Genomic DNA, 23,654 nt, shown 5'->3' with positions numbered 1-23,654 from the left:
AACGAAGTTTTAAATTGAAATATTAAATCTAATTTTTCGATTATATTAATAAAAAACTACTGTTTTACCAATATAAGTTTGTTTCGTATAGTGGCTTCACAGATAAGCAATCCCTAAAACGAATTGAAGGAATACCTGATGAGTTTGATCAATACAGAAGTTAAAACGTTTAACGCAACAGCATATAAAAATGGTGAATTTATTGAAGTATCTGAAAAAGATTTCTTTGGTCAATGGTCGGTTGTGTTTTTCTACCCAGCAGATTTTACTTTTGTCTGCCCAACAGAATTAGGTGATTTGGCCGATAACTATGCTGAATTCCAAAAAATGGGCGTTGAGATTTATTCTGTTTCTACCGATACGCACTTTACCCATAAAGCTTGGCATGACCATTCTGATGAGATCAAAAAAATTCAATATCCAATGATTGGTGATCCAACTTGGACATTGGCTAAAAACTTTGAAGTCCTTATTGAAGCTGAAGGTTTGGCAGATCGTGGTACTTTTGTGATTGATCCTGAAGGAAAAATTCAAATCATTGAAATCAATGCTGGCGGTGTGGGCCGTGATGCGCAAGAACTTCTTCGTAAGGTTAAAGCTGCACAATATGTACATGCACACCCAGGTGAAGTATGTCCTGCGAAATGGAAAGAAGGTGATGCAACACTTGCACCATCAATTGATTTGATTGGAAAGATTTAATTTCTTACCAATAATTTTGATCAAAGTTTTTAAAAATCCAGAACTTCGCTTCTGGATTTTGTATTGATGCTTATATCACATAACCTGAATGATGATCGGCTAAGCTACGTAGTCCTTCAACCAGTGTATCAATCAATTTTTCCATGGCTAAACGTTGCCCTTTGCGTGAGGCATAGACCAACTGCACCGTCCCCATATTGGAACACCATTCAGGTAAAATATGGATTAAATTGCCATTTTTAATATCTTCTTCTACAGACAAATAGGGCAAATCTGCAATCCCTAAACCATCTTTAACCGCATAATAAACCCCTGCAAGATCATTACTTTTAATACGTGGTGTGAGTGGGATATTCACTTCTTCATTATGTTGGAGATGAGATAAATGCCAAGCATATTGCTGTTTTTGTGTACCCAGTACAATACTTGGAAATTCATGTAATTCTGGGAAATATTCAATTTTTCTATTTTTGAGTAATGTAGGGCTTGCAACCAAACAATGCACGGTTTTAATCACATCCCGTACAATTAAATTAGAGTCTTCATTGCTTTGGAAATTAGTGCGTATTGCCAAATCAATATCATCATGAATCAGATCAACACGACGGCTGGTCAACTCCAATTCGATTTCAACTTTAGGATAAGTTTTTAAAAATTGGTTGAGTAGGCTTCGAATTTGAAAATGCATCATCACTGTTGGGCAGCTAATTTTAATCAAGCCTTGAGGCTCACTTTTTTGACGCAATAATACATTTTCAGCACATTCAACTTCGGTGATCACTTTACGGCAAGCCTCATAAAATTCTTGCCCTAATGACGTGACTTTAAAATGGCGCGTAGAGCGTTCGATAAGACGAATATTAAATTTACTTTCTAACTCTAAAATGCGTCGGCTCAGTTTAGATTTGGTGATATTACTCGCCTCACTTGCAGCACTAAACCCGCCGTGTTTGACCACCAAATAGAAGTAGAAATAATCATCAAATGAATGCATAAATTATCCTAAATTTAGATCACTACAAAATAGCATAACCGAAAAGAAGTAGCATGGATCAAATAGAAATATATACAAACGTCAATTCGGGATAAATTTTGATGTAAGTTGTTGAAAAGATAGATCAGGCACAGCGGAGTCTTACCGTTTAAAGTCAGATGTAAGGATTAACCCACTTCGTCTTGCACTTCGCTTGAAATATATTTCAATCTTGTTCAGGTTCGACCTGAGAGGTATTACCTCGCAAGGCTTTCGGGATGAGTGGTACTGCCACGCAAGGGCAAAACCATTTGTCAGTCGCGAACTCGACAAATACTATCAATTACCAAATATATTGCAAAAACAGTATATTGCAGATCTTGCGGAATATATTCCTCATGCCTCGAACAATGCGACTGACGTTGCCGCGTATCATATAGTTGGGAATATATCTTATCTCGAACTCAGGTTATACAAATACAAAGATCAGTCAATTCAACAGCTTGATTGACTGATCTGTATATTATCGATATGAATGAATCACTTACTTTTGTGAAGTGTTCGCGTTAAAACTTGTGATGAGATTACGGTAGTCTGGAATATGGTTTGAAAATAACGTGCCTAAACCTTCAATATCATTACGCCAATCACGATGTAATTCGCAAGCCATACCAAACCATGTCATCAACTGAGCACCTGCGCTTGAAACACGATCCAAAGCTGAATCACGTGTTAAAGCATTAAAAGTCCCTGATGCATCGGTAATGACGAACACTTCAAAATCTTCTTCGAGTGCTGAAAGTGCAGGGAAAGCGACACACACTTCAGTGACGACACCTGCAATAATGAGTTGCTTTTTACCTGTGGCTTTTACGGCTTTAACGAAGTCTTCATTGTCCCATGCATTGATTTGACCTGGGCGGGGAATGAAAGGTGCATCTGGAAACATTTCTTTCAGTTCTGGAACAAGTGGGCCATTGGGACCATTTTCAAAACTAGTCGTTAAAATAGTCGGTAAATTAAAATATTTTGCGACAGCTGCAACAGCCAATACATTATTTTTAAATTTATCAGGATCAATATCACGTACTAATGAAAGCAATCCTGCTTGATGATCAACCAGTAAAACAGCTGCATTGTCTTTGTCTAAACGAACGTATTTTTTTCCCATTTTTCTATCCTCAGAAAGTGATTTCAAATCAATTATTTCAAGTAAATAGGTAGCGACATTTACTGAATACAATCGATCATAAAAATATTTCTGTGTGTTGTTAAGTCTATAAAATAGGATTAATTATCTTAAAAATGAGATAATTATTAATAATTATATTTTAAAATTAAATATTATCTTTATTTTGGGATTGATTTTAATTCATATTGCAATGGTTATCTCAAATATAGGAAGCTGAGTATTAATATCAATACTGATCTTAGCCTTTAAAAAGATTATCTTGCTCTCATATTACTCCCTAGAGATAGGAGCTTTGAGATGAAAAAAATTATCGGCGTTTATCGCAATCAAAATATGCATTGGGTTGGCGATGGTTTCCCAGTAAAAAATTTATTTTCTTATGATCGTTTGGGACAAGCCATTAGTCCATTTTTACTTTTGGACTACGCTGCACCCTATCATTTTGATCCAACCACAGCGCAACATGGTGTAGGTTCGCACCCACATCGTGGTTTTGAAACTGTGACCATTGCTTATCATGGTGAGGTGACACACAAAGACTCGTATGGTGGTGGTGGTACGATCAAAACAGGTGATGTGCAATGGATGACTGCGGGTTCAGGTTTGCTCCATGAAGAGTTTCACTCACATGACTTTGCTGAAAAAGGCGGTTTATTTGAGATGGTACAGCTTTGGGTCAATCTACCTTCAGCAGACAAAATGACTACACCAAAATATCAAGCGATTGATGCAACTGATATTCCAGTGATTCAGTTTGAAAATGATGCAGGGCATTTAAGAGTGATTGCAGGTAACTTTGCTGAACAAGCAGGCCCAGCGACTACTTTTAGTCCAGTCAATGTGTGGGATGGTGTGTTAAAAGCAGATCATGAAACACATTTGCATGTACCTGTTGATCACAATACCTTAGTCGCTGTTTTAGGTGGTGAGTTATTGATCAATGGAACTCAATCTGTGAAAGATAACTCAATTGTTATTTTTGGCAATGATGGAGAGGCGCATATTCAGATTTCGGCTGTGCAAGATGCTAAATTTTTGGTCTTAACAGGGAAACCACTGAATGAGCCAATTCAAGGTCATGGTCCTTTTGTGATGAATACCAAAGATGAAATCATTCAAGCGTTTAACGATTTCAATCAAGGTAAATTTGGTGAGATGGCTATAAATGCATAATCATTCAAAGATCACATCTATGATCTAATTTTTATTGAAACCGTGATAAAAAAAGAGCTTCTGTCATCAGACAGAAGCTCTTTGCGCTGTAGTCTACTTACTTTGAGTTTATTGTTATTAATAGTGTGAAGTTTTTCTTAATATTTGACAATAATAATGCGTTAAAAGTGTGATGTAAAGCACATTTTAATTTTTGTGGTTAATTTACATGCATTGTTTTTAATTGTATTTTTTACGGATACTAGATTCAGTATGCTTTTAAAAATAAACACAATCCAAACGAATATTTTATATATTTTGAGTATTTATCATCAATATAAGATCGAATATGCAGATGATCGAAAATAGTTAAAGTGTGATATCGCTGTGCTTAGTTGCTTAAAAATTGTTTTTAAAATCATAAATGAATGATCAAAACGTCTATAACAAGATGAATGTCTAGATAAAAAAAGAGGATCTCTACCCACACAGTAGAGATCCTTTTTGCGCTGTATTTTCTTTTATCATTTTACTGTCGTAAGCACTTATGATGATTGTTATTGTGACTTAGTTTTCATTTTATAAGCACTATGATAAATAAAAATAAACATCTTGTAAACAATATTTTAAAAAATAGTTAAATTATCTGTTTGTTTTTAATAAATATTTTATAAATATATGAAAAATATAAAATTATTATGACAGTTTTGTGCTTTATTTCCTAAAAAATTAAATTTTGTGAATAGCGTTTGGCAAAAGTGTGAAATATCTCTTTGTTTTGATCTTGTAAAAAAGCAAAAAACTGGAACTTTTTAATAGCATCATTTATCAAGGCATAGCTCATAATGAAAAAAATGGAAACTTACGGATAATAACTTTGAATATTGCAGTCATTGGAAGCGGCATGGCTGGGCTCGCTACCGCAAGAATTCTTAAAGATGCAGGTTATAACATCACGATCTTTGAAGCTTTGCCTGGTCGTGGTATGGATAGTCATAGTATAGCGTTTGAAGGTGGTTTAATTGATGCGCCTTTACGTGTGATGAATCCACATCTATGGAAAAATACATTAAGCCTTGCAACGCATTTAGGCATTAAAACATTTCCTGTACGTACTTTTATGGCTTGCAGTTGGTTATTTGAAGATAAGACAGAAACTTGGCTTACGACTTCACGCACTCGCATTGGTAACTTCCCGATTATCAATAATCGCAAAGGCATTAAGCAGTACGGTTGGCGTTTGGTGAAAGGGATGTTACAGCTTAAAACGGCTATTCATCAATTTTTTAAATCTAAAAATCAAGAAATTACCCTTGCCGATTTTATTAATCAGAATGAAATTGAAGAAGTTTTTTGGCATGGTGCTGTCATGCCAGTACTTTACACCATTTGTACATGTGACCCTAAAACGATTGGTGAATGGCCAGCAAAACCGTTACTTATTTTTCTTAAACAGTTGACTGATGGCGATGCTTTATTGCGTCTACATGGTGGAACACCTGCTTTTGTAGATAAATTGGTTGAAGGGATTGATATACATAGCGGTTCTGAAATTACCAAGGTTGAAGAGCAAGCTGATCATGTGCTTGTTGAAAATGTTCAAGGTGAAAAATTTCAATTTGATCGCGTTGTTGTTGCGACGCCAACCAATAAGTTAGAAGAATTTTTAAACGCTAAACAGTTTGCGGACGACATTGCGCTCTTGAAAAAATTCAAGTTTGAGCAAGGTGAATTGGTGATGCATACAGATCCAACCGTTATGCCACCAAACCGAAAGGATTGGAGTGTACTCAGCTATATGATGGATCGTAAATTTACCAAGCAACAATTTACAGTCTGGCTGAATTCGATTGAGCCGAGTTTAGTTGGAAAATCACCAGTATTCCAAACATGGCGTCCTGTGACTGAAATTGATCCAAAGAAAGTCATTTCAACGGTGACGTTGACTCGTGCCGTAGTGGATATTGAAACAGTCGCACTCAATAAAGAGTTACAACAACGACATAAAGCAGTAGATCGTAAAGTATTTTATTGCGGATCTTGGTCGTGTGATGGCTTGCCTATTTTAGAATCAGCAGTGACCTCGGCAATGCACATTGCAGAGATTTTTGGCGCACCATTGCCATTTGTAGGATTAAAACCTAAAGTAGAGGTCGCACCGCAACTGGGCTACTAAACGTAAATGGGTTCATCATTTGAAATGGTTACAAGCAATTCAAAATAAACTTCCACAACATAAATATGCCATCAATGCAAAATTATTGGGAGATGAGGCTGAATGTGCTTGGACTAATTTAGGCTACTGGAATGGTGATGCATTATCCTATCCACTTGCTTGTCAGCAATTGGCTGAACATCTTGCACAAGCTGTTCAGCTGCAATCTCAAGACCGTGTCTTGGATTTAGGTTGTGGGCAGGGTGCGAGTTTAAAATATTGGTTAGAACATTATAAAATTCAAGACTTAGAAGCCGTAGAGCTACAACAAAACTGTGTGAATAACATCCAACAACATATTCCATTAAATGCAATTTATTGCCAATCTTTTTTAGACCTACAACAGATTCCTTTTAAAAATCAGTTTGATGTGGTGATGTGTATTGATGCTGCTTATCATAGTGATTTGAACTTATTTTTAAATTCTGCAAATTCAGTTTTAAATCATAAGGGGCGTTTGGGATTCCATTATTTAATGCTTTCAGAACAAGCGCACAGTTTCCCAAAAAAATTAAAATATGCTTGGCTTTTAAAAGCAGCAGATGTGAATTTTGCTCATTTAAAGAAACAAGTACAAATACAACAACTGATGCAACAACAGGGATTTGATACAGTTCAGATCCACGATATTTCAGAACAAGTTTTACTGGGTTTTAGTGACCATATTTCAAAGCAGTCATTGCATGTGCAGCAGCGTGGAATGGATCATTTCAAGATTCAAATGACAGCAAAGCTCTGTCGAATTTTATTTAGAGATGGTGTTATAAAATATGTGCAAATCAGTGCACAGAAAAAATGAACACAGTGTTTTATTTTAAATAGAAGCTTTAAAAACAACAAAGCCTCACTAAAAAGCGAGGCTAAGTATAAGTGGTGCCGGCACACGGATTCGAACTGTGGACCTACTGATTACAAGTCAGTTGCTCTACCAACTGAGCTATGCCGGCGACTTGGCGTGAATTCTACAGAATATTTTCAAGATTGCAAGCCAAAAAATAAACACTTGAATGATCTGTAGTATTTACAAACATTTAAGAGAGGTTGATGAGTCTAAATCCAGATTTTTTAATTACGCTTTAATGCCAAACAAGTGACTCACAGCTTGTTTGACCGATTGCGTTGTCGATGTTTTAGTTAAATTTGAGGTTGAAAATACGATTGCATTAGCAACCAATAACACGGCGCATATAATCAATGGTAGTCCTTTCATAATATTTTTCTTAGTATGAACTGGTGTGCATTATTTTTATCAAAGTTGATTTTATTTGTAAATACATAGATGCTAATTTGCTTGAAAAATATTACTTTTGATCTACTTTATGCAGTAATTATAAATAATCGTTCTGAAAATAACGATAAATATGGTGTGAGACTAATTTACTTGTTTTAATAAATCCTAAGATTTTGAATAATTTCTTTAAATAAAAAAAAGAGCAAGGGGCCTGCAATGGATAAGGCTTACATCAGGTAAGCCTTATGGAACGATACTGCGTTGATAAGTAAAATTGCTATAACATTAAAATATAGACTTATTTACTCCTTAAAATAAGATCTAAATCTTGTGCACATTCTTCTAGCGTAATTGCCATATCAATTTGCATTTGAGGTTTTAATTCGTTTGCGAGCTTTCTCCATTCTTCAATCAATCGAATTGCTTTTTGAATTTTATGTTTATTGACATCTTTGGCAATAGTTGGGGTATATCCACCGCGTTTAGCATTTTTAACTTGTCTTACATAATTGGTGCTGGTATTCATCATCACTCCCGAATATCAGTTTTATGTTATTCACTTGCTTGAGTTGCTACTGGGTTGAGCTAGGCACTTTGATTATCTTTAAGGAATATTGCATCTATATGATCTTTTTTTTTAATTTGTTATGAGCTCCTTGAAATTGATCAGAAGTTTTATAATTTGATACTAATTCAAGAAAATGATAATTGAAATAGTGACTTGCATTTTTATATGCAACGTTATGTATCTATTTACTTCAAAACGTAAAAGAGTGATTGCACAAAGCCGTTAGGTTGGGGTTTAGGAACTTAAAATGATTCAAGGGAGAGCTTTAAAACTGAGAATAACTATGAAAATTAGCCATAACTGTTTACGTATGTATTTGGAATACGCTATTTTTAAATTGCATTATAAAAACTTGGCTAGATAGTAAATGAATGACTTAACAACAAGATTTTTAAATAATTATAGTCAATGGCATGAGGTGGCTCTAACAGCCATAAAAGCCATTATTGCAATAGGAATATTGTGTCTGGTTGCCTATCTTCTAACCATTGGTTATATCCCTTCAGAAATTAGCTTTGGCGATACCCTCATTTTTTTACTGATTTTTGCTGCCTGTTCTATAGTCTACGCCGGATTAAGTATGGTGCTATTTTTCTTTGGTATCTCTTTAATGCCAATGGTATACCTAATTTTTAGTACGGTTGATAAATATTTACCACCTCATATCAGAATTGGAAAAAAGCTTCCATTTCCAAAAATCAGTATAATCACACTAGTTGCATCCCTATATCTTTTATATACAATTCGTGGTTTGTTATTATTAGATTGGAAAATCAGCCTTTATGTTGTTGTTACAGCAAGTTTTATTTCCTTATTTTATTATGCTTTTTACCTGAACAGGCAAAAGATCAAAGAGTTTAATAATAAGTTTGAAAATCTAAAAGATATTATTGATGACCCTGATGCGAGTGATAATTTTAAAATATTTGCAAGAGCTAAATTAAAGCGATTAGAAGCTCATATTAAAGACAGCATACAAATTGCGCTTTTTCTTATTTTGACTCCACTTGTTCCCATGTATTTTATTGACGATATTGGGAAAGTATTTTTAGATTTTACGATGCAAAAAACAGGTGTAAGAATAGAAAAACCAACCTTATATATTAAAGCACCTTATGCCGATTTAATTGATTTACCAAAAACATCAACTAAAGTGCTAGCAGAGCAAAAAACCTTTATTTTTAAGGATGCAAAAGTATTATTTCAGGGTATTGGTAAAAATACTCTAGTTTCTTACACAGTGAAAAATATTGAAAAACAGATTGTCATTCCAAATGAATATATTATTGTCGAGCGAACAAAAAAAGTTGGTGAATAATTTGAAATTGATTGAGTGATACCTTGGGTAAATTTTTTCTTTCAAAATATGTTGTATTGCATTGGGAGTGGGGAATTAGAGCTATTCATTTCAAAACTATATCGTATTAGACATAAAAAAAGCCTAAACCCTTTAGATTTAAGCTTTTGAGTGCATTATGAGATATTGTAAGAATAGAAAATGGCGAGAGAGGGAATCACATTTTTATTTTAAGTTATTGAAATATAAATACATCAAAGTAACGAATTCTTATTTTTACCCCCGATTATACCCCCAAAATACTTAGGGTGGGGGATTTGGATTTCGAATTAAAAGCTACAAGGTTTCTTATTTCTTGATTGGACTATTTGTTCTGTTTTCTAAGTTCATATCTTTGATTTTTTTTGATTGATATATGAGTTTTGTTAATGCTGATAAGGTGGGAGCAAGATTTTTTGCTTGTGGGACAGCAGAAAGCCCTATAAGCATTGCTGTTTCAATAATAATACTTTTTATTTCAATAATTTTCTTAGCCTGTTTGGTGTTGTTGTCATTCAATAATTCGACTTCTTCTTTAAGCGATTGAACTTGATTTTTTAAATGTTGAATTTCTACATTATCGTCTTTTTTTAAATCGAGTAATTCCAACATTAAATCTTCATCAAACAGCTTATCTTCATCCCGTGTGATTGCACCTTTTTGAAATTGGTAATTTAAAAGATGCCTTTCAACTTGGTGTTTCTTACAAAATTCTGCGACATTTATTTTTGATTCCATATCGAGCAAGCAATTAAGTTGTAGATGTTGAATTCTATATCTATTTAGAAACAACCCCAAACTCTTCATAAATTTATAGGTTTTTATACGGTATATATAGGTTTATATTGTTATATTTTTAAGTTTATTTTATGGATAAATAGGTATTTTTTTATATTTTTAAAGTTCTATATGATATATATTACAATGGTTTAAATTAATTTAATTGTTTATTTCATGATGATTGATGATAAAAGTGTAATTAAAATTTTAGAGAAAAAATATCTTTATGAAATTGATGCATACGAAAATAAAAAGATTTCTATTTTTAAAAATTGGATTTGGCTGTTTGATTCCTTATGTAAGTTGGAAGAAAGTTGGCAGAATCATCAGACGATTAATGATGATGAATTTCTTAACTCACTAGCCAATTCGATGGATGAGCGTGAACTATTTATGCAGCTTTGGGATAAGCATCAAGCTATTTTTGTATACAAGAACACGATCAATTTTAAGCTTTTTAAAGTATATAAAAGGGCTTTAGAAATATATGATCAAAATGAACAGGGGTTGGGTGAAAATAAATTTTTACGCGTATTAGAAAATTATGCAATGTTAAAGGGGAGGTTTCCTGTTCAGCAATGCCTAAAGTTTTACACTATTTTTTCCGAACAGCTTAAGCTGAATGCTAGACAACCACTACCGAGTTATATTGAAAGAAATCATCAACAACTCAATGACGCACAGTATGATGTAAGCAGACTTTTTCTGCAGTATGGAAGCCTTTATACATTTAATATTACTTATCAGTTCAGAAAAATTGAGGGGGAAATTCTTTCAAATCGGATGGATCAGCAGTTTGAATTAGCACATCTAATTGAGAAAAAAATCGTTTCAGATCGTAGGTTACTGAAAGTATTTTTTAAATTTGAAGATGATGGTGTGCAAGGTTTTCTGCTCAATTGCATTTTAATTTACTCTAAACAACACTTTTCTAATCCAAATCAGTGTTTGAACTGGTTGGAAGAGATTCCCAATATGTTCAACAAATCCGTTAAGGTAGAGTTTAAAAATTGGGGAAAAACACTAAATCAAGTAGCGGGTACAGAAGTTATCGGATGGGTTGAAAACAATACACAGCTAGAAAGTTTTTTGTACTGGACAATAGGCTCATTTTATCGTCATGAAGATTTTTTTCATTATCAAAAACTATGGAAGGATGATGTTGAATTTCAACATGAGCAAGTTTCAACACCATGGATGCTAGGAGGGGAAAAATCTAAGGCAGGTGCTGTACCCAAAATTACGCAAGTGAAGTTGACTGAATGGATGCGATATATTTCAAATTTTGAAGACGTTTGGTCTATACAGGTTCTACCAAAATCTGATCAAAAAAAATTAATGATTGATAAAATTGTATTGTCTGAAATTCATTATGATCTTGTACCTGAGAAGAAAATAAGTAATGAGGTTTATTATTTTCTTCAAGTTTTTTACACGTTTTTAAGTTTAGGGACAGAGCCATTTTTTATCTTGGACAGCACCAAGAATCTTATCGAGCCAAGAAGGTTAGGACGCCAATTATTTTATGTGTTTAATGTGTTTTGTCAAAGACCGAATCTTTTAAATGATCTCAAAGAACTTGATTTAATGTTGGGTTCTAGGTTAGGGGCGTTTTTGAATGGTCAGCTCTGTGTTGCCTTAGTGGAATTATCGAAACAGGGTATCCATGCTTTTGCTGACAATTTGCAGAACTTTAATCAGCTTAGAGATCATTACTTACCGAGTCAATTCAGTGCTCGATTGCCTTCATTTGAAAATGTTCATGTTGAAAATTCAACATATAATGACCTAACGGTATTTGATCGACGTACAAAAACAGCAAAAGAGTATTTTAAAAAAGTGTTTCAATGTGATCGCTTAGTATGCAGGATTAATTTCTATGCAGAGGTCGAAGGGGAGACTTTTATCGTTCAAAGAAATTTTTTTTCAGAACACTTTTCTGAGTTTTTACGAACTCAACAAAAAAGTAATGGTGCATTAAATCATTTGAATAGTTATTTCTTAATTTGGTTGGGTGAGCCACAAGCACAGAGTTCTGAGAAGAAAAAGATTGTTCCATATGTAGAGGTAGTTTTTATTTTTAACTACACCTATGGAGATGATTTTGAGCGAATGATCGAAGCAATATCGAATGCGTGGCGAAAATTTGAAGGTAAGCAGACAGCAGACATTGAAAATAGGATGCACTTTAGGACGAGTGGTTTTGAATGCAAAAAACTGATGCATTCAGATGAGCTGTTAAACTCTTATTTTGTGATCACTGAAAAGAAAAACAAGAAATTGATACATACATTGTTTGAAAAATTACTTCCATATTTTACTTACAGGCATTTTTATCTACCGAAATTGTATGATGATCTTGAGCATAAAAAAATCAAAATGTTTACAAAAGGGGGCGATCCTGAGTTGTAATCAAAGACGTATTTTATGACTTAACTTTAGCTTAGTTTATAAGATTGATTTTATTGTGCTGAGCGGTGAAATGTGAAAGCTAGTTTTCGTGAATTGTGGTGTTTTACAGATATAAACCGAATGGGTTATTAATATAATGAATACACAATCTATAAAAACATTAAAAGAACATCATCAATATCTATACTGCTATGTTTTAAGTTATTAAACCAATTCATGACATAACATAAGCATAAACTGTAAAATTTAAATAAAGACCGAGTGGTATGAATTAAAACCACAAGGGTATTTGTATGTGTGTAGAAAAACCTAAAACCAATGAGTCTCAAGTGTTGATTGAGATAGAACAGTTTATACAATTTATTTATAGCAATGAATTGAATGAGATTGAACTTAAAAGCAAATTGATTGAATTGGTTCCTAAGTTCAAAGACGTTTATAAACCTGATTTAGTATATAGCGAAAGTGTTAAAGCATTCATTGCAATGGTGAAATCACTGGATGAGTTGTTAATAACTAAAAAGACGATTCATGATTTAAATACTTTTGAATCACGTGTTTTATGGAATGATGCTTTATATTATTTTAAGGATGTTGATTTAGAATTATTGTATTTTAAATCTCAAGAAGGTGAAAATCAAAAGTCTTTAAAAACCTATATAAAATCACTGACACAGCATTATTCTAAACTGTTATTTGTTCGTGTAGATTTAAGTATTCTGACGGAATATCAACATGAAATTGGTATTGAACAATTTAACCAGTATTTACGTACCTTTTTAAATCGAGTACAAAATCATGATACCTGTTTCAAAGACCTACAGGGTTATGCATGGGCAATTGAACAAGGTGAAAAGAAAGGCTATCACTGCCATGTCTTACTGATTTATGACGGGCATAAACACCAAAAAGATTACGGTATGGCAATACAGGTCGGGCAATGTTGGGATAAGATTACAGACAGCAAAGGCTATTTCTTTAACTCAAACACACCTGAGTACAAAGAGAAATTTAATCAAAAAGGCATTTTAGGTATTGGTATGATTTATCGTAACAAGCCTGAGCAGGTACAGAATGCAATCAATGCTGCTATGTATCTGGTAAATCCTGAAAAAGACAATCAGCATTTACGTGTGAAAGTCAAAAAGATGCGGAGCTTTGGCAAAGGTCAGTATGAAGTTGCAAAACGGAGAGGATGTGTAGCCACTACACCACCACCTGCTGTTCATGGCTTCAAGCTGTGTACAGATTACGATGATTGATATGGGTAGGGATGTGTAATGTATTACAGCATTACACATCCTATGTAGAATAAGTTAACCAAATAAGCTTATGTTAAATCTACTATATATCGTGTTTGGATACTTAAAATAAACGATATATTGTATTAATCTCAAAAATATGAGATTAAATTGTGTCTAATGAAACTGCATCAAAAGCATCAGTGACTCCACCATCTTCGGCTAGATTCAGTCTTGACCTGTATCTAGCAAAAACATGAAACATTAGAAAAATAAAACAAACGCAATTACTCTCAAAAGATATCAAGAAGATGTGCACGGGAAATAGTAGTTCAACAATGAAATTTGAATCCTGTGCTTGACATTGGAAATGTCGCTATAGGATATTTCTACTTAGGTTTAAACAAATGCATTTCGCATAAGCGCCATTATGTTAAATAAATAATTATTCTCAGGTCATTCTTATTGGTTGGTTAAAAAATAAACAACAATTATTTTGGATATTGTGTTGTATGCTTTTTGAGCAAAACAAAGAGTTTTGTACTTCTGATACTTCAAGTATTAAAGTAAAAAATATACATAAAGGAATTTAATAGAAACCTTTCCTTTATATTATTGGGAGATAAATATGGCTAAAATTTTCGAAAATGATGGGAAAGAAGCTTGGGCTGCTCTTCACAGAACCATTGTCACTAATTTAATAGGATCGGAAGAACCTTTAGGTGTTATTGTTCAACCTTTGAAAATAGCAGAAAGAGCAGATTGGGATACATCAAATCAACTATTGAATATGTATAGAGAACAGAGAATAGCAAATCAAATTCCTACATGGAATGCTTTATATTTTCCAGCTGCTGGCAGCAATGTACCAAATGAATATTTAGCCTTTCTAGATGAACTGAATTCATCATTGATCAATAAAAATACAGATGTTGATAAGGACAAACTAAAACGTTTAGATCAAGAGAGAAAAGATGCACAAGATAAACTTCAAAAAAATGAATTCTTTGTTAATCAACAATGGGATAGATATGTAGCAAATAACAGAGGGAAACCTCCACTTAGCCGCGTACAGTGGGAAACTGATTTTGGTTATAATTCATTGCGACTAAATTATCAAAATGATGTAAGAATTACCCTTGCTGCATATATGTTGGAAGCAAATAAAGTGGGTGGGGATATTTTGGAAGTAGGTAGAGTCATGAGTATGATTTCTGACCCACGTCAAAAAATTCCTTTACCACAAGATGAAAATGATACTCAGCTTTCCGCAGAATATTGGCAATATTGGTATCGTGCAGGACTTTCAGATGATCTTAAAGTATTTTTAGAAACGTCCTCAACATTAGATATATCACTTAATGATGAATCCGAAAAAACACATCGTTTTGAAGAAAGGTGGAATGCTGGTATCAATGGTAGCTATTTTGGATTCTTTGGTGCTGGAGGAGGAGCATCTAATGAAACTATAAAAATACAGACTGAAAAAGATACTATGTCAATTAAGATTCACTTTGAAAATATTCAGTCTTTTGCAGTTGATCGAGGACAATGGTTTCAAGCAGGAATAATTTCAAGATTTAGGGATCGAATGCCAAAAGGCTTTTGGGGGCAAGCAGGTAGATTAAATCTTATTCCAACCTCGGTAATATTAATACATGGTTTAAAAATAGAATTAATAACAAGTTCTGTTGTTACAGACTACTTTTTTAATAAGCGATCGGTTTCTGGAAGTGCTGGCTTTAATATTGGTCCTTGGTCATTTGGAGGAAGTGCTGGTAGAACAACAATTGAAGAGAACTATGAGATGACTCGAACAGGGACAGGATTTACGATTGAGGACAAATCTAAACGTGCACAAATCCTTGCTGTTGTTTCTATACGGAATCAAGATCTACTTAAGCTATCGGAAGATACAGTACCATTGTCTAGACTTTTAACGCAAGACGACTTACTTGAAGGGCACACTTTGGTTGACTTAGCTAGAAGAGCAGAGAACTCTAATCTAGAATCCTTTTTTGCTAAAGACTCTAGTTGATAGATATTTTATGTCGATAGTAAGTTTTAATATCTCCTAAAATTAACATAATACAGCTTATGCGAAATGCGTTGATTTATACTTTCTAAATCATTATCTTACTTTAAGCCGTTCCAACGTTCAGCGCACTGGGACGGCTTTTTTGTGATTATTCACGCTCCACGATTTTGATTTAAGCAATGTTTCACAAATTTGTTTATCACAATTAAATAGTTCTGATTCATTATAGGTAGTTTATAAAACTGGTTTCAGGTTATAAATATTCCTTGATTTAACGCATCTGAAAAGCATAAGTGCCATTTATTGTACTGACGCGAATCTCACGTATCTGTTCAATTTTACAACGCGGATATACCAAGGCGATTGAACCATAACGCATGTTTTTATAATCATACATGCTGGTCACCGCACAGTTGCCACGGTTGATTTGAATGCCTGTAATCGTCGTCGGCTGATCATTTAGTGAAGTCACATTAATTTTGTCGATATAACCAGTCAAAGAACCTTGTGACTCAGCACGATACGTCCGAACTTCAAACTGTTCATCTTGCACTGCTTCAGCCTGTACTTCGGTTTCCGCCTCAGATTCATCGTCAGGTAGCGTTCCTGTTTCTTCGTAATGTTTCAATTCTTCTGCTGATAAAACAGGAATTTCATCATTTGGACTCAGCCCACTGGTAGCAGTTTGTTGATCCACTGCAATGGGTTGACTGGCTTCACTTTGAGCTTGTGCCTCTTTGTTTTGCTGTTGCGCTGTATTGGGTGCTGGATGACACCCACTCAACAGCAACATGGAAATAGACAGCATTACAGACGTTGAAATTGGAACTGGTAAAACACGTTTAAAGAAGGGCATGCCATTCTCCTAATCAGTGCTGTTCGGAATCAAAAACCAACAGCACACTACATTGATGAATTATTGACATGCACCCGCTTTGACAGCGAGTACCATACGTGGTTCATTGAGATTACGATCCAGCTTTAAACAAATCTTCTGTTTAGATTTCACCGATTGCTGAATTAAGGCTTCACCTTTGATTGGATTCGTACCGCCTGCGTTAAACACCATAAAACGTTTGCCTGAATTGGCTTTAAATGTGAATGCATCACTTGACTCACCATAGCCTTCAACTTTTTGTACAGTTACCGTGGTGTTATTTGAGTTGCTTGCAGCATTCGATTGGGCATGTACAGAAAACGAGCAAGTGGCTAAAGCACATGCCAATGAAATAATGTGTTGTTTCATAATAAAAATCCTTATTGTTTTAAAATCGTGTGTGAACTTAGAACGCCTAAAACAATTAATCTTCGACAATGGCGGTGTAGGTCAATTTGCCATGCGCGGTATAAAAATAAACTTCCTTGATTTCGTCAGCGGTACAACCTTTGAGTAGAAGATTGAATTTTCCACCGTAGTGAATGTGCTTTGGCAATTTAAAGGTATACGGTTCAACAGCACTCACTTTGCAATTTGGATTGTCCATTTCAATTTTATCTAGCACATCGTCAATTTCAGTAAAGACACTCAAGCGAGTGGTATCCAAGACGGTATATGTGCTCACTTGAAATCCAACAAAAGCTTCGGCAGGTCTAAACTTCACTTCAAGCGCTTCGCCTGGGAGCAATTTACGTTTCAATTGCGGTGGTGGAATATCAATATTCTCCGCACCTGAGTAAATGCTGTCAGGGTCATAACGATCATGCGCAATCGCTGCCAATTCCGCTTCACGTTCTTTGGCAGGATCAATCGCATTGCTGTCTGATGCAATGGCTGAATTTAATTGCGCTTTGGTTGCTTCATCCATGGTGCTTGAAGATGCCTGAGAAGCATTGTCAGGGCTTTTATTGCACGCACTGAGTGCAATGATCAGCATACTGCTGAGAATCAGTCTGTTCATGGGAAATGTCCTTTTAAATTAAAAATGGGTAAATGACAAAGACTTAAATTACGGCTGTGAAAACTGCGTGCGTTGCACATATTTCAGCACCGATAAGCCTTTGAGATATAACCATCGGTCATTCCCATTTTCGGCATGATAGTCAAAGACCTGATAGGCAAAATCATCTAAATCCAACAACTTCTGTTCGTGTAAATCCTTACCTTCACGAATTAAGCCATTGAGGTCTGCGCTATAAATGAAATAACGCAAAGGGTCATCTTTAGGGATGATCTGCCATTGTTTACTGAGTGCCACAAAAGCATTGCAGTTGGCATTGCCTTCACAGCGTTTGATCGCAGGTGCAGTACTAGGATTGTTGACCAGTGCCATGACTTGATTCATGTCGGCATGGCTGAGACATGGCACGGATACCGCTAAGACCATTGCCCCAGTGCGTAAAAAAGATTGGATATGTTGATGCATGAATATTTCACCCCTGAATTATTGTTGTTGATGTCACGGTTTTGCTCAGCGTGTGGTGCTAAATGGCTCAGTCAGATGTGCTCTGCCCAAAATTGAGATGCAATTAAGCCAAACATTGAACAAGGCGTTATTGACCCATTGGATTGGGTTGAGCTAAGACTGAGATTGCTTTATCGCAAATGCCTGATTAGGACGCACGACACATGGTGAAGCCAGCAATGCTGTGCTGAAATGCACAAGCAAAATCAAAGGGTGGGGTGTTGTAAAAATATTGAGAAATAAAAGAAACAGTCATGATTGACTCCTGTATGTAAAAGGAGTTCTGCCAAATTACTGCTAAATAATGGTGGCAGAACGAAAAGGGGTTAGCAGACTGGACATACAGAACCAGCACGCGCGGACGCGTCCCCCTCCCGTTCTACCGCAAAGGGGGACGAGAAGGTTTTACGCACACAAAGAATACTCAGACGAATATACCCTGATGCGCTGTATGAAACGGTCTGCTAAAACCGACTGGCAATGTAGTCCAGCACGCTCATCATAATCATAAGACCGTAAACGGTCAATTTCATTTCTGTTGGAATACGCTGTAAAGAACTAAAAAATAACCATAAATCGCATTGTAAAAAATCTCAGATACATAACACCTGCATGAAACAGAAACGGGTCTTGGATGCATTGATGCATCAAGACTCAGCTTTTCTTAGATAAACATGATTGAAACATTCAGGAGTTTTTTTATGCCGTATCGAGATTTTGACCAAGAGGAAGAAGAGATGTTTCCACAGCGAGAACCCAGTGTAAAACCACTTGTACAAGGCTTAGGTCTGAATAATTCACCGACCACGCTGGCAATGCTTGGCATGTCTTTGGCGAAATCATTGGGCTATTCACCTTTTATTGGTGGTGTTGCAGGCGCAATGCTGGGTGGCGTGATTATGGTAATAGCTGATCAAACCCAACAGCCATATCGACCGCCTTACCGAAAATAAGCATCAACACAGGCGTAGCCTTGCACAGCTTAAGACTACACATGCACATCAATATTCAAAACATTTTCAGAAATTTATAAATAACAACAGGATTTATTTTATGGCACATCAACTTGAACACATGGCGTATGTTGGCAAAACCCCTTGGCATGGCTTAGGCAACCAACTGAGTCAAAACCAACCCATTGAAGTCTGGGCGAAACAGGCTGGCATGGACTGGCGTATTGAATCTTCGGATGTCAGCTATATGGCACAAAACCACAGAGGGCAAAACATCATTATGCCTTTCGAAGAACAACGCGTGTTATACCGTTCTGATACCCATGCACCGCTATCCGTGGTCAGTCAACGCTATCAGGAAGTCCAACCCACACAGATTTTAGAATTCTACCGTGATCTGACCGAACAATCAGGCTTCGAACTGGAAACGGCAGGTGTACTGAAAGGTGGAAAGAAATTCTGGGCTTTAGCCAAAACAGGGCAAACCACAGCACTCAAAGGCAAAGACATCAGCAATGGCTATATCCTGCTGGCAACCGCTTGTGATGGCACACTAGCCACCACAGCACAATTCACCAGTATTCGTGTGGTGTGTAACAACACTTTAGCCATTGCCTTGAAAGGTCAGAACAGTAGCACAGGAGTGGTCAAAGTCCCACACAGCACCCGATTTGATGCAGATCGAATCAAACAGCAATTGGGCATTTCAGTACGTGCATGGGATGAACATATGTATGAAATGAAACAGCTCAGCCAACGTAAAGTGACCCAACAAGAAGCTGCAGCCTATTTCGATGCAGTATTTAACAATAGCAGTTTGAGTCCAACCGAACAGGACGAAGGAATCATTCAATACTATCGTCAAGTGGCGAACCAAGCCCAAAACAACCCCAGTAAAACCGAACCCAATGGGCGAGCCATGTCTAAAGTGATGACCATGTTTAACGGACATGGACGAGGTGCAGAGCTTAGCTCAGCCAAAGACACTGCTTACGGTTTACTGTGTTCGATTACCGAGTTTGCCGACCATGAACGTCGCGCCATGAGTGCCGATCACCGTCTTGATTCAGCATGGTTTGGTGCAGGCGCAGGCTTAAAACAACGCGGACTGGAACAAGCCTTACGCATGATTATTTAATAGCCTAAGTAAACCAATTTAACCCACTCAAGTTAAGTAAAGCTGTGTCTACGGACACGGCTTTTTTTATGCCCAAAATTCAACACATAGGACATTTAAAATGAATACAGCACTCAATACAGTGAATCCAACAGCACAGACAATACCTCCAAAAATAACGCTAAATAAGCCACCACGACACAAAACATCATCAAGCCCAAACAACCACTCCAATAATCGCCCCAAGCTATTCACAGCCAAACGCTTTGTAGATACCAAAAAACTCAGCCAAGCCGAATGGTTAGAAATCCGTAGAAAAGGCATTGGCAGTAGTGATTGTGCAGCAGCCTGTGGGTTGAATCCATATATGTCGATGCTCGAACTGTGGATGATTAAAACTGGTCGTATTCAACAACTCATTGAAGATGAAAGTGAAGGACATGCACCACTATATTGGGGCAAACGGCTTGAACCTTTAGTGGCTGAATACTACAGCATGCACACCAACAACAAAGTCCGTCGTATCAATGCCGTCTTGCAACATCCCGAAGCAGACAAATACTTTATGTTGGCAAACTTGGATTACACCGTGGTCGGCTGTGAAGATGTACAAGTCTTGGAATGTAAAACCGCAGGAGAATATGGCGCAAAACTGTGGCGAGATGGTGTGCCTTTATACGTGCTATGTCAGGTACAACATCAATTGGCGGTGACAGGTAAAAAAGCAGCACATATTTGTGTACTGATCTGTGGGCATGAAACCCGTATCTTTAAAGTGACCCGTTCAGAATCGGTGATACAACACATCATCAATGCTGAACGCTACTTCTGGGAGTGTGTGGAAAATGATACACCGCCTGAAGCAGATGCCAGTGAATCAGCAGCGAAAGCCTTGCAACTGCTTTACCCTGAACATATTCCACTGAGTACCACCGATCTGTCAGCAGACCCGATTGCCAATCAACAATTTGAAGAATTGATTGAAGCACGCAATCAGATTGAAAAGCATGAAGAACAGTTCGACCGACTCAAACATCAACTGCAAGCCAAAATGCAGGATGCGGAACGCGCCACATTCAGCACAGGTTCAGTCACTTGGAAAAAGTCCAAAGACTCGATCAGCTTAGACAGTAAAGCATTACTGAAACTGCATCCTGAATATCTCAATCAATTTTCCAACCACAAACAAGGTTCACGACGTTTCAACATCTACTGTGATGATGAATAAAGCTGAACTGCATTTCACCAAAAAATCGCAAAACAGTCCCCGTTCCCTGTAAGCACCGAAGTACTTACAGAGAACAAAATGAACTGAATTGCGGAGAAATTTAAAACAAATGTTACGGGTGATTTCTACATATCAAACGAACAAACGTAAACAATTACCAAAAGCTGAGGCTTAGACCAAGCCAAGAGGAACAGATCATGATTAAAGGTTTAGCGATTACACCACCGATACTTGGACGGATCAGTATCGGTAAAGTGGTCGAAAAGAATGGAAAACGACTTCCTGAAAAGGATGATCAATTTACCATTACCAGTCAAATCCAAGGCAAGGAGGGATGGGTGAAGCACCCCTTGGATGAACAGCTTCGTGCCAAGGCATCCAATCAAAAGCTCAGAACCATACCAGTACGGATGATCTTTAATGATCCTGAACTGAATTTACGTGCAGAGTACAGTTTATTTGACCGTCAGACAGCAAGGCCTGTCTGTGTGGGTAATGGTGAAACCTGTCAACGATTGACCAATCAAGGGATTGAGCAACATCCTTGCCCATCACCTGACCTATGTCCATTGGCACAAGGTGGTAACTGTAAACCTTATGGACGTTTGCATGTCAATTTGGATGAATCGGATGAACTTGGCACCTTCATCTTTAGAACCACGGGTTTTAACAGTATTCGAACTTTAACAGCGCGACTCAGTTATTACCATGCAGCATCAAATGGCTTGCTCTCATGTCTACCACTGCAACTCATCCTTAGAGGTAAGTCCACTACACAAAGCTATCGTACACCTGTGTATTACGTGGATTTAACGCTCCGTGATGGTATCAATCTGCAACAAGCGATTCAGATGGCGCAAGACATTGATCAACAAAGCAAAGCTGTGGGTTTTAATCAAAATGCCTTAGATGCAACAGCACGATTAGGTTTTAGTAATGGGCAGTTTGAGGTGAATGCGGAGGAAGGTTTGGATTTAGTGGAGGAGTTTTATAGTGATGAAATTCAAGAGACTGACACCCAACAAGTTGAAACTACAACAACCACAGCGAGAACCAAAGCAAAGCTTAAGTCGAATCAGAGTGAGGGTTTTGTGCAGGATATTCAGCAGGGGTTGCAACGATCAGTACATTCCGTGATTTGAAGAGGTTGAAACTGCAAAAGTTATTTTTTACGAATCGCTCAATCATTTGAGCGAATTGACGCTCGCATCAATGATTAGGAGTAAACATCATGAATGCGTTCACAGGTCAGACCTTTCAGATGAATCAAATTATTAATATTAAAGAAGTCATTCAATTCACAAGTATCAGTCGGGCAAAAATCTACGAGATGATTAATGTTGATTCGAAGTATTATGATCCAAGTTTTCCAAAACCAGTTCGCTTAAGTGAATCACGTATTGGATGGGTTGCTTTGGAAGTTCATCAATGGATTGAGGGTAAGATACAAAGTCGATAAGTGTGGGAGCGAATGCTCCCTTATTTTTTTGTTAAAAACTTAGTGGTTACCATTAATATAAAGTTTGAGATTTCTACTGAAGGTGAAATTGTAAAAGCTTTAGAAGCCATCTAAAACTAAAAGCCAAAAAGCTTAGTCTGTTGTAAAAAAATAATGATGATGCCTAATATATAGACAAATGCAAATAAAAACCAAATCAGTAAGATACACGCGCCCTCTAAACGGAATTTTATTAGGATTGTAGTTTTTAAGCCTTTAAAGGTTTTTGAGATATCTATTAAATGGTTATCTTCTTTTATGGGATACTTCATTAAACGTATACGGTCAAATTTTTCACCTTGACGCCAAAGGTAGTCACGATAGTCATTGTTTAAAATGGATGCATTACTTGCTGCTAAATACATAGACCATAGTAATAATAAAAGTCCAACAATGTATAAACTGTTAAATTGATACCACGTAAAACCCAGTTTTGTGTCTGCACGATAAAGGCAGAGTAAACCTGTTCCACCTATTAGTAACTGGGAGGCAATATTTCGAGAAAAGGACTGTAATTCTTTATTCATTGCGTTATCAAATAGCATGATTCACTCATATTTTTAATTGTTATGACCAAAATAGCTTTTTAATGAAATAAAACAATCGGGTGAGATGA

23 protein-coding genes and 1 tRNA gene are annotated in these 23,654 nt (G+C 36.3%); 13 read left to right on the top strand and 11 right to left on the bottom strand.

Annotated elements, in window-relative coordinates; genetic code table 11:
* Positions 1-138 precede the first annotated feature (138 nt).
* The gene (gene ahpC, locus ACY45D_RS16675) at positions 139-702 is read left to right on the top strand and encodes an alkyl hydroperoxide reductase subunit C (RefSeq protein ID WP_463107708.1); all 564 of its coding nucleotides are present in this window, start codon (positions 139-141) and stop codon (positions 700-702) included.
* Between the two features lie 70 nt (positions 703-772).
* On the opposite strand, the gene ACY45D_RS16670 is transcribed toward ahpC, so the two are convergent.
* Complete coding sequence (locus tag ACY45D_RS16670; protein WP_463107707.1) at positions 773-1,696, bottom strand: LysR substrate-binding domain-containing protein; 924 nt, start codon at positions 1,694-1,696, stop codon at positions 773-775.
* A 523-nt stretch (positions 1,697-2,219) separates the two neighbouring features.
* Positions 2,220-2,846 (bottom strand): isochorismate family cysteine hydrolase YcaC, encoded by a 627-nt coding sequence (gene ycaC / locus ACY45D_RS16665; RefSeq protein WP_463107706.1) that lies wholly within the window; start codon positions 2,844-2,846, stop codon positions 2,220-2,222.
* A gap of 318 nt (positions 2,847-3,164) precedes the next feature.
* On the opposite strand from ycaC, the gene ACY45D_RS16660 reads away from it, so the two are divergent.
* The 3 genes from ACY45D_RS16660 to ACY45D_RS16650 all read left to right on the top strand — a co-directional run bounded on the left by ACY45D_RS16660 (position 3,165) and on the right by ACY45D_RS16650 (position 7,033).
* Complete coding sequence (locus ACY45D_RS16660; protein ID WP_463107705.1) at positions 3,165-4,040, top strand: pirin family protein; 876 nt, start codon at positions 3,165-3,167, stop codon at positions 4,038-4,040.
* Between the two features lie 856 nt (positions 4,041-4,896).
* On the top strand, positions 4,897-6,195 hold the full coding sequence (locus tag ACY45D_RS16655; RefSeq protein ID WP_463107704.1) for an FAD-dependent oxidoreductase: 1,299 nt from the start codon (positions 4,897-4,899) through the stop codon (positions 6,193-6,195).
* A gap of 19 nt (positions 6,196-6,214) precedes the next feature.
* Positions 6,215-7,033 carry an SAM-dependent methyltransferase gene (locus tag ACY45D_RS16650; protein WP_463107703.1) on the top strand — a complete coding sequence of 273 codons (819 nt, stop codon included), beginning with the start codon at positions 6,215-6,217 and terminating at the stop codon, positions 7,031-7,033.
* A 72-nt stretch (positions 7,034-7,105) separates the two neighbouring features.
* On the opposite strand, the gene ACY45D_RS16645 is transcribed toward ACY45D_RS16650, so the two are convergent.
* From ACY45D_RS16645 to ACY45D_RS16635, 3 genes are all read right to left on the bottom strand, one after another.
* Positions 7,106-7,181 (bottom strand) — tRNA-Thr (locus ACY45D_RS16645).
* A gap of 122 nt (positions 7,182-7,303) precedes the next feature.
* Positions 7,304-7,444 (bottom strand): hypothetical protein, encoded by a 141-nt coding sequence (locus tag ACY45D_RS16640; RefSeq protein WP_463107702.1) that lies wholly within the window; start codon positions 7,442-7,444, stop codon positions 7,304-7,306.
* A 319-nt stretch (positions 7,445-7,763) separates the two neighbouring features.
* Entirely contained in the window at positions 7,764-7,991 is a 228-nt protein-coding gene (locus tag ACY45D_RS16635) for a hypothetical protein (RefSeq protein ID WP_463107701.1), read from the bottom strand.
* 409 nt (positions 7,992-8,400) lie between these two features.
* Here ACY45D_RS16635 and ACY45D_RS16630 point away from each other — a divergent pair, with 409 nt between their 5' ends.
* The gene (locus tag ACY45D_RS16630; RefSeq protein ID WP_463107700.1) at positions 8,401-9,351 is read left to right on the top strand and encodes a hypothetical protein; all 951 of its coding nucleotides are present in this window, start codon (positions 8,401-8,403) and stop codon (positions 9,349-9,351) included.
* 327 nt (positions 9,352-9,678) lie between these two features.
* Here ACY45D_RS16630 and ACY45D_RS16625 read toward each other — a convergent pair whose 3' ends face one another.
* Complete coding sequence (locus ACY45D_RS16625) at positions 9,679-10,107, bottom strand: hypothetical protein (protein WP_463107699.1); 429 nt, start codon at positions 10,105-10,107, stop codon at positions 9,679-9,681.
* Positions 10,108-10,323: 216 nt separating this feature from the next.
* Here ACY45D_RS16625 and ACY45D_RS16620 point away from each other — a divergent pair, with 216 nt between their 5' ends.
* The 3 genes from ACY45D_RS16620 to ACY45D_RS16610 all read left to right on the top strand — a co-directional run bounded on the left by ACY45D_RS16620 (position 10,324) and on the right by ACY45D_RS16610 (position 15,840).
* Complete coding sequence (locus tag ACY45D_RS16620) at positions 10,324-12,561, top strand: hypothetical protein (protein ID WP_463107698.1); 2,238 nt, start codon at positions 10,324-10,326, stop codon at positions 12,559-12,561.
* Positions 12,562-12,854: 293 nt separating this feature from the next.
* Positions 12,855-13,823 (top strand): YagK/YfjJ domain-containing protein, encoded by a 969-nt coding sequence (locus ACY45D_RS16615; RefSeq protein WP_463107697.1) that lies wholly within the window; start codon positions 12,855-12,857, stop codon positions 13,821-13,823.
* A gap of 607 nt (positions 13,824-14,430) precedes the next feature.
* Positions 14,431-15,840, top strand: coding sequence for a hypothetical protein (locus ACY45D_RS16610; RefSeq protein ID WP_463107696.1), 1,410 nt, complete (start codon positions 14,431-14,433; stop codon positions 15,838-15,840).
* Between the two features lie 271 nt (positions 15,841-16,111).
* On the opposite strand, the gene ACY45D_RS16605 is transcribed toward ACY45D_RS16610, so the two are convergent.
* Genes ACY45D_RS16605 through ACY45D_RS16590 form a run of 4 tightly spaced genes read right to left on the bottom strand, consistent with a single transcriptional unit; the run spans position 16,112 to position 18,164 of the window.
* Positions 16,112-16,696: a hypothetical protein gene (locus ACY45D_RS16605; RefSeq protein ID WP_463107695.1), complete on the bottom strand. Its 585-nt coding sequence runs from the start codon at positions 16,694-16,696 to the stop codon at positions 16,112-16,114.
* A gap of 60 nt (positions 16,697-16,756) precedes the next feature.
* Entirely contained in the window at positions 16,757-17,086 is a 330-nt protein-coding gene (locus ACY45D_RS16600; RefSeq protein ID WP_463107694.1) for a hypothetical protein, read from the bottom strand.
* A 55-nt stretch (positions 17,087-17,141) separates the two neighbouring features.
* Positions 17,142-17,738 (bottom strand): hypothetical protein, encoded by a 597-nt coding sequence (locus tag ACY45D_RS16595; protein WP_463107693.1) that lies wholly within the window; start codon positions 17,736-17,738, stop codon positions 17,142-17,144.
* A 48-nt stretch (positions 17,739-17,786) separates the two neighbouring features.
* Positions 17,787-18,164, bottom strand: coding sequence for a hypothetical protein (locus ACY45D_RS16590; RefSeq protein WP_463109505.1), 378 nt, complete (start codon positions 18,162-18,164; stop codon positions 17,787-17,789).
* A gap of 779 nt (positions 18,165-18,943) precedes the next feature.
* Here ACY45D_RS16590 and ACY45D_RS16585 point away from each other — a divergent pair.
* The 5 genes from ACY45D_RS16585 to ACY45D_RS16565 all read left to right on the top strand — a co-directional run bounded on the left by ACY45D_RS16585 (position 18,944) and on the right by ACY45D_RS16565 (position 22,999).
* Positions 18,944-19,195: a hypothetical protein gene (locus ACY45D_RS16585; protein ID WP_463107692.1), complete on the top strand. Its 252-nt coding sequence runs from the start codon at positions 18,944-18,946 to the stop codon at positions 19,193-19,195.
* A gap of 100 nt (positions 19,196-19,295) precedes the next feature.
* A complete protein-coding gene (locus ACY45D_RS16580; protein WP_463107691.1) occupies positions 19,296-20,333 on the top strand; it encodes a DUF932 domain-containing protein in 1,038 nt (345 codons plus the stop codon).
* Between the two features lie 100 nt (positions 20,334-20,433).
* On the top strand, positions 20,434-21,540 hold the full coding sequence (locus ACY45D_RS16575; RefSeq protein WP_463107690.1) for a YqaJ viral recombinase family nuclease: 1,107 nt from the start codon (positions 20,434-20,436) through the stop codon (positions 21,538-21,540).
* Between the two features lie 197 nt (positions 21,541-21,737).
* Positions 21,738-22,682: a recombination directionality factor gene (locus ACY45D_RS16570; protein WP_463107689.1), complete on the top strand. Its 945-nt coding sequence runs from the start codon at positions 21,738-21,740 to the stop codon at positions 22,680-22,682.
* Positions 22,683-22,771: 89 nt separating this feature from the next.
* Positions 22,772-22,999 (top strand): helix-turn-helix transcriptional regulator, encoded by a 228-nt coding sequence (locus tag ACY45D_RS16565; RefSeq protein ID WP_463107688.1) that lies wholly within the window; start codon positions 22,772-22,774, stop codon positions 22,997-22,999.
* Between the two features lie 116 nt (positions 23,000-23,115).
* Here ACY45D_RS16565 and ACY45D_RS16560 read toward each other — a convergent pair whose 3' ends face one another.
* A complete protein-coding gene (locus ACY45D_RS16560) occupies positions 23,116-23,565 on the bottom strand; it encodes a hypothetical protein (RefSeq protein ID WP_463107687.1) in 450 nt (149 codons plus the stop codon).
* Positions 23,566-23,654 lie beyond the last annotated feature (89 nt).

Source organism: Acinetobacter sp. BZX-2 (assembly GCF_055179795.1).
This window is presented reverse-complemented; position numbering and strand designations above follow the sequence as displayed.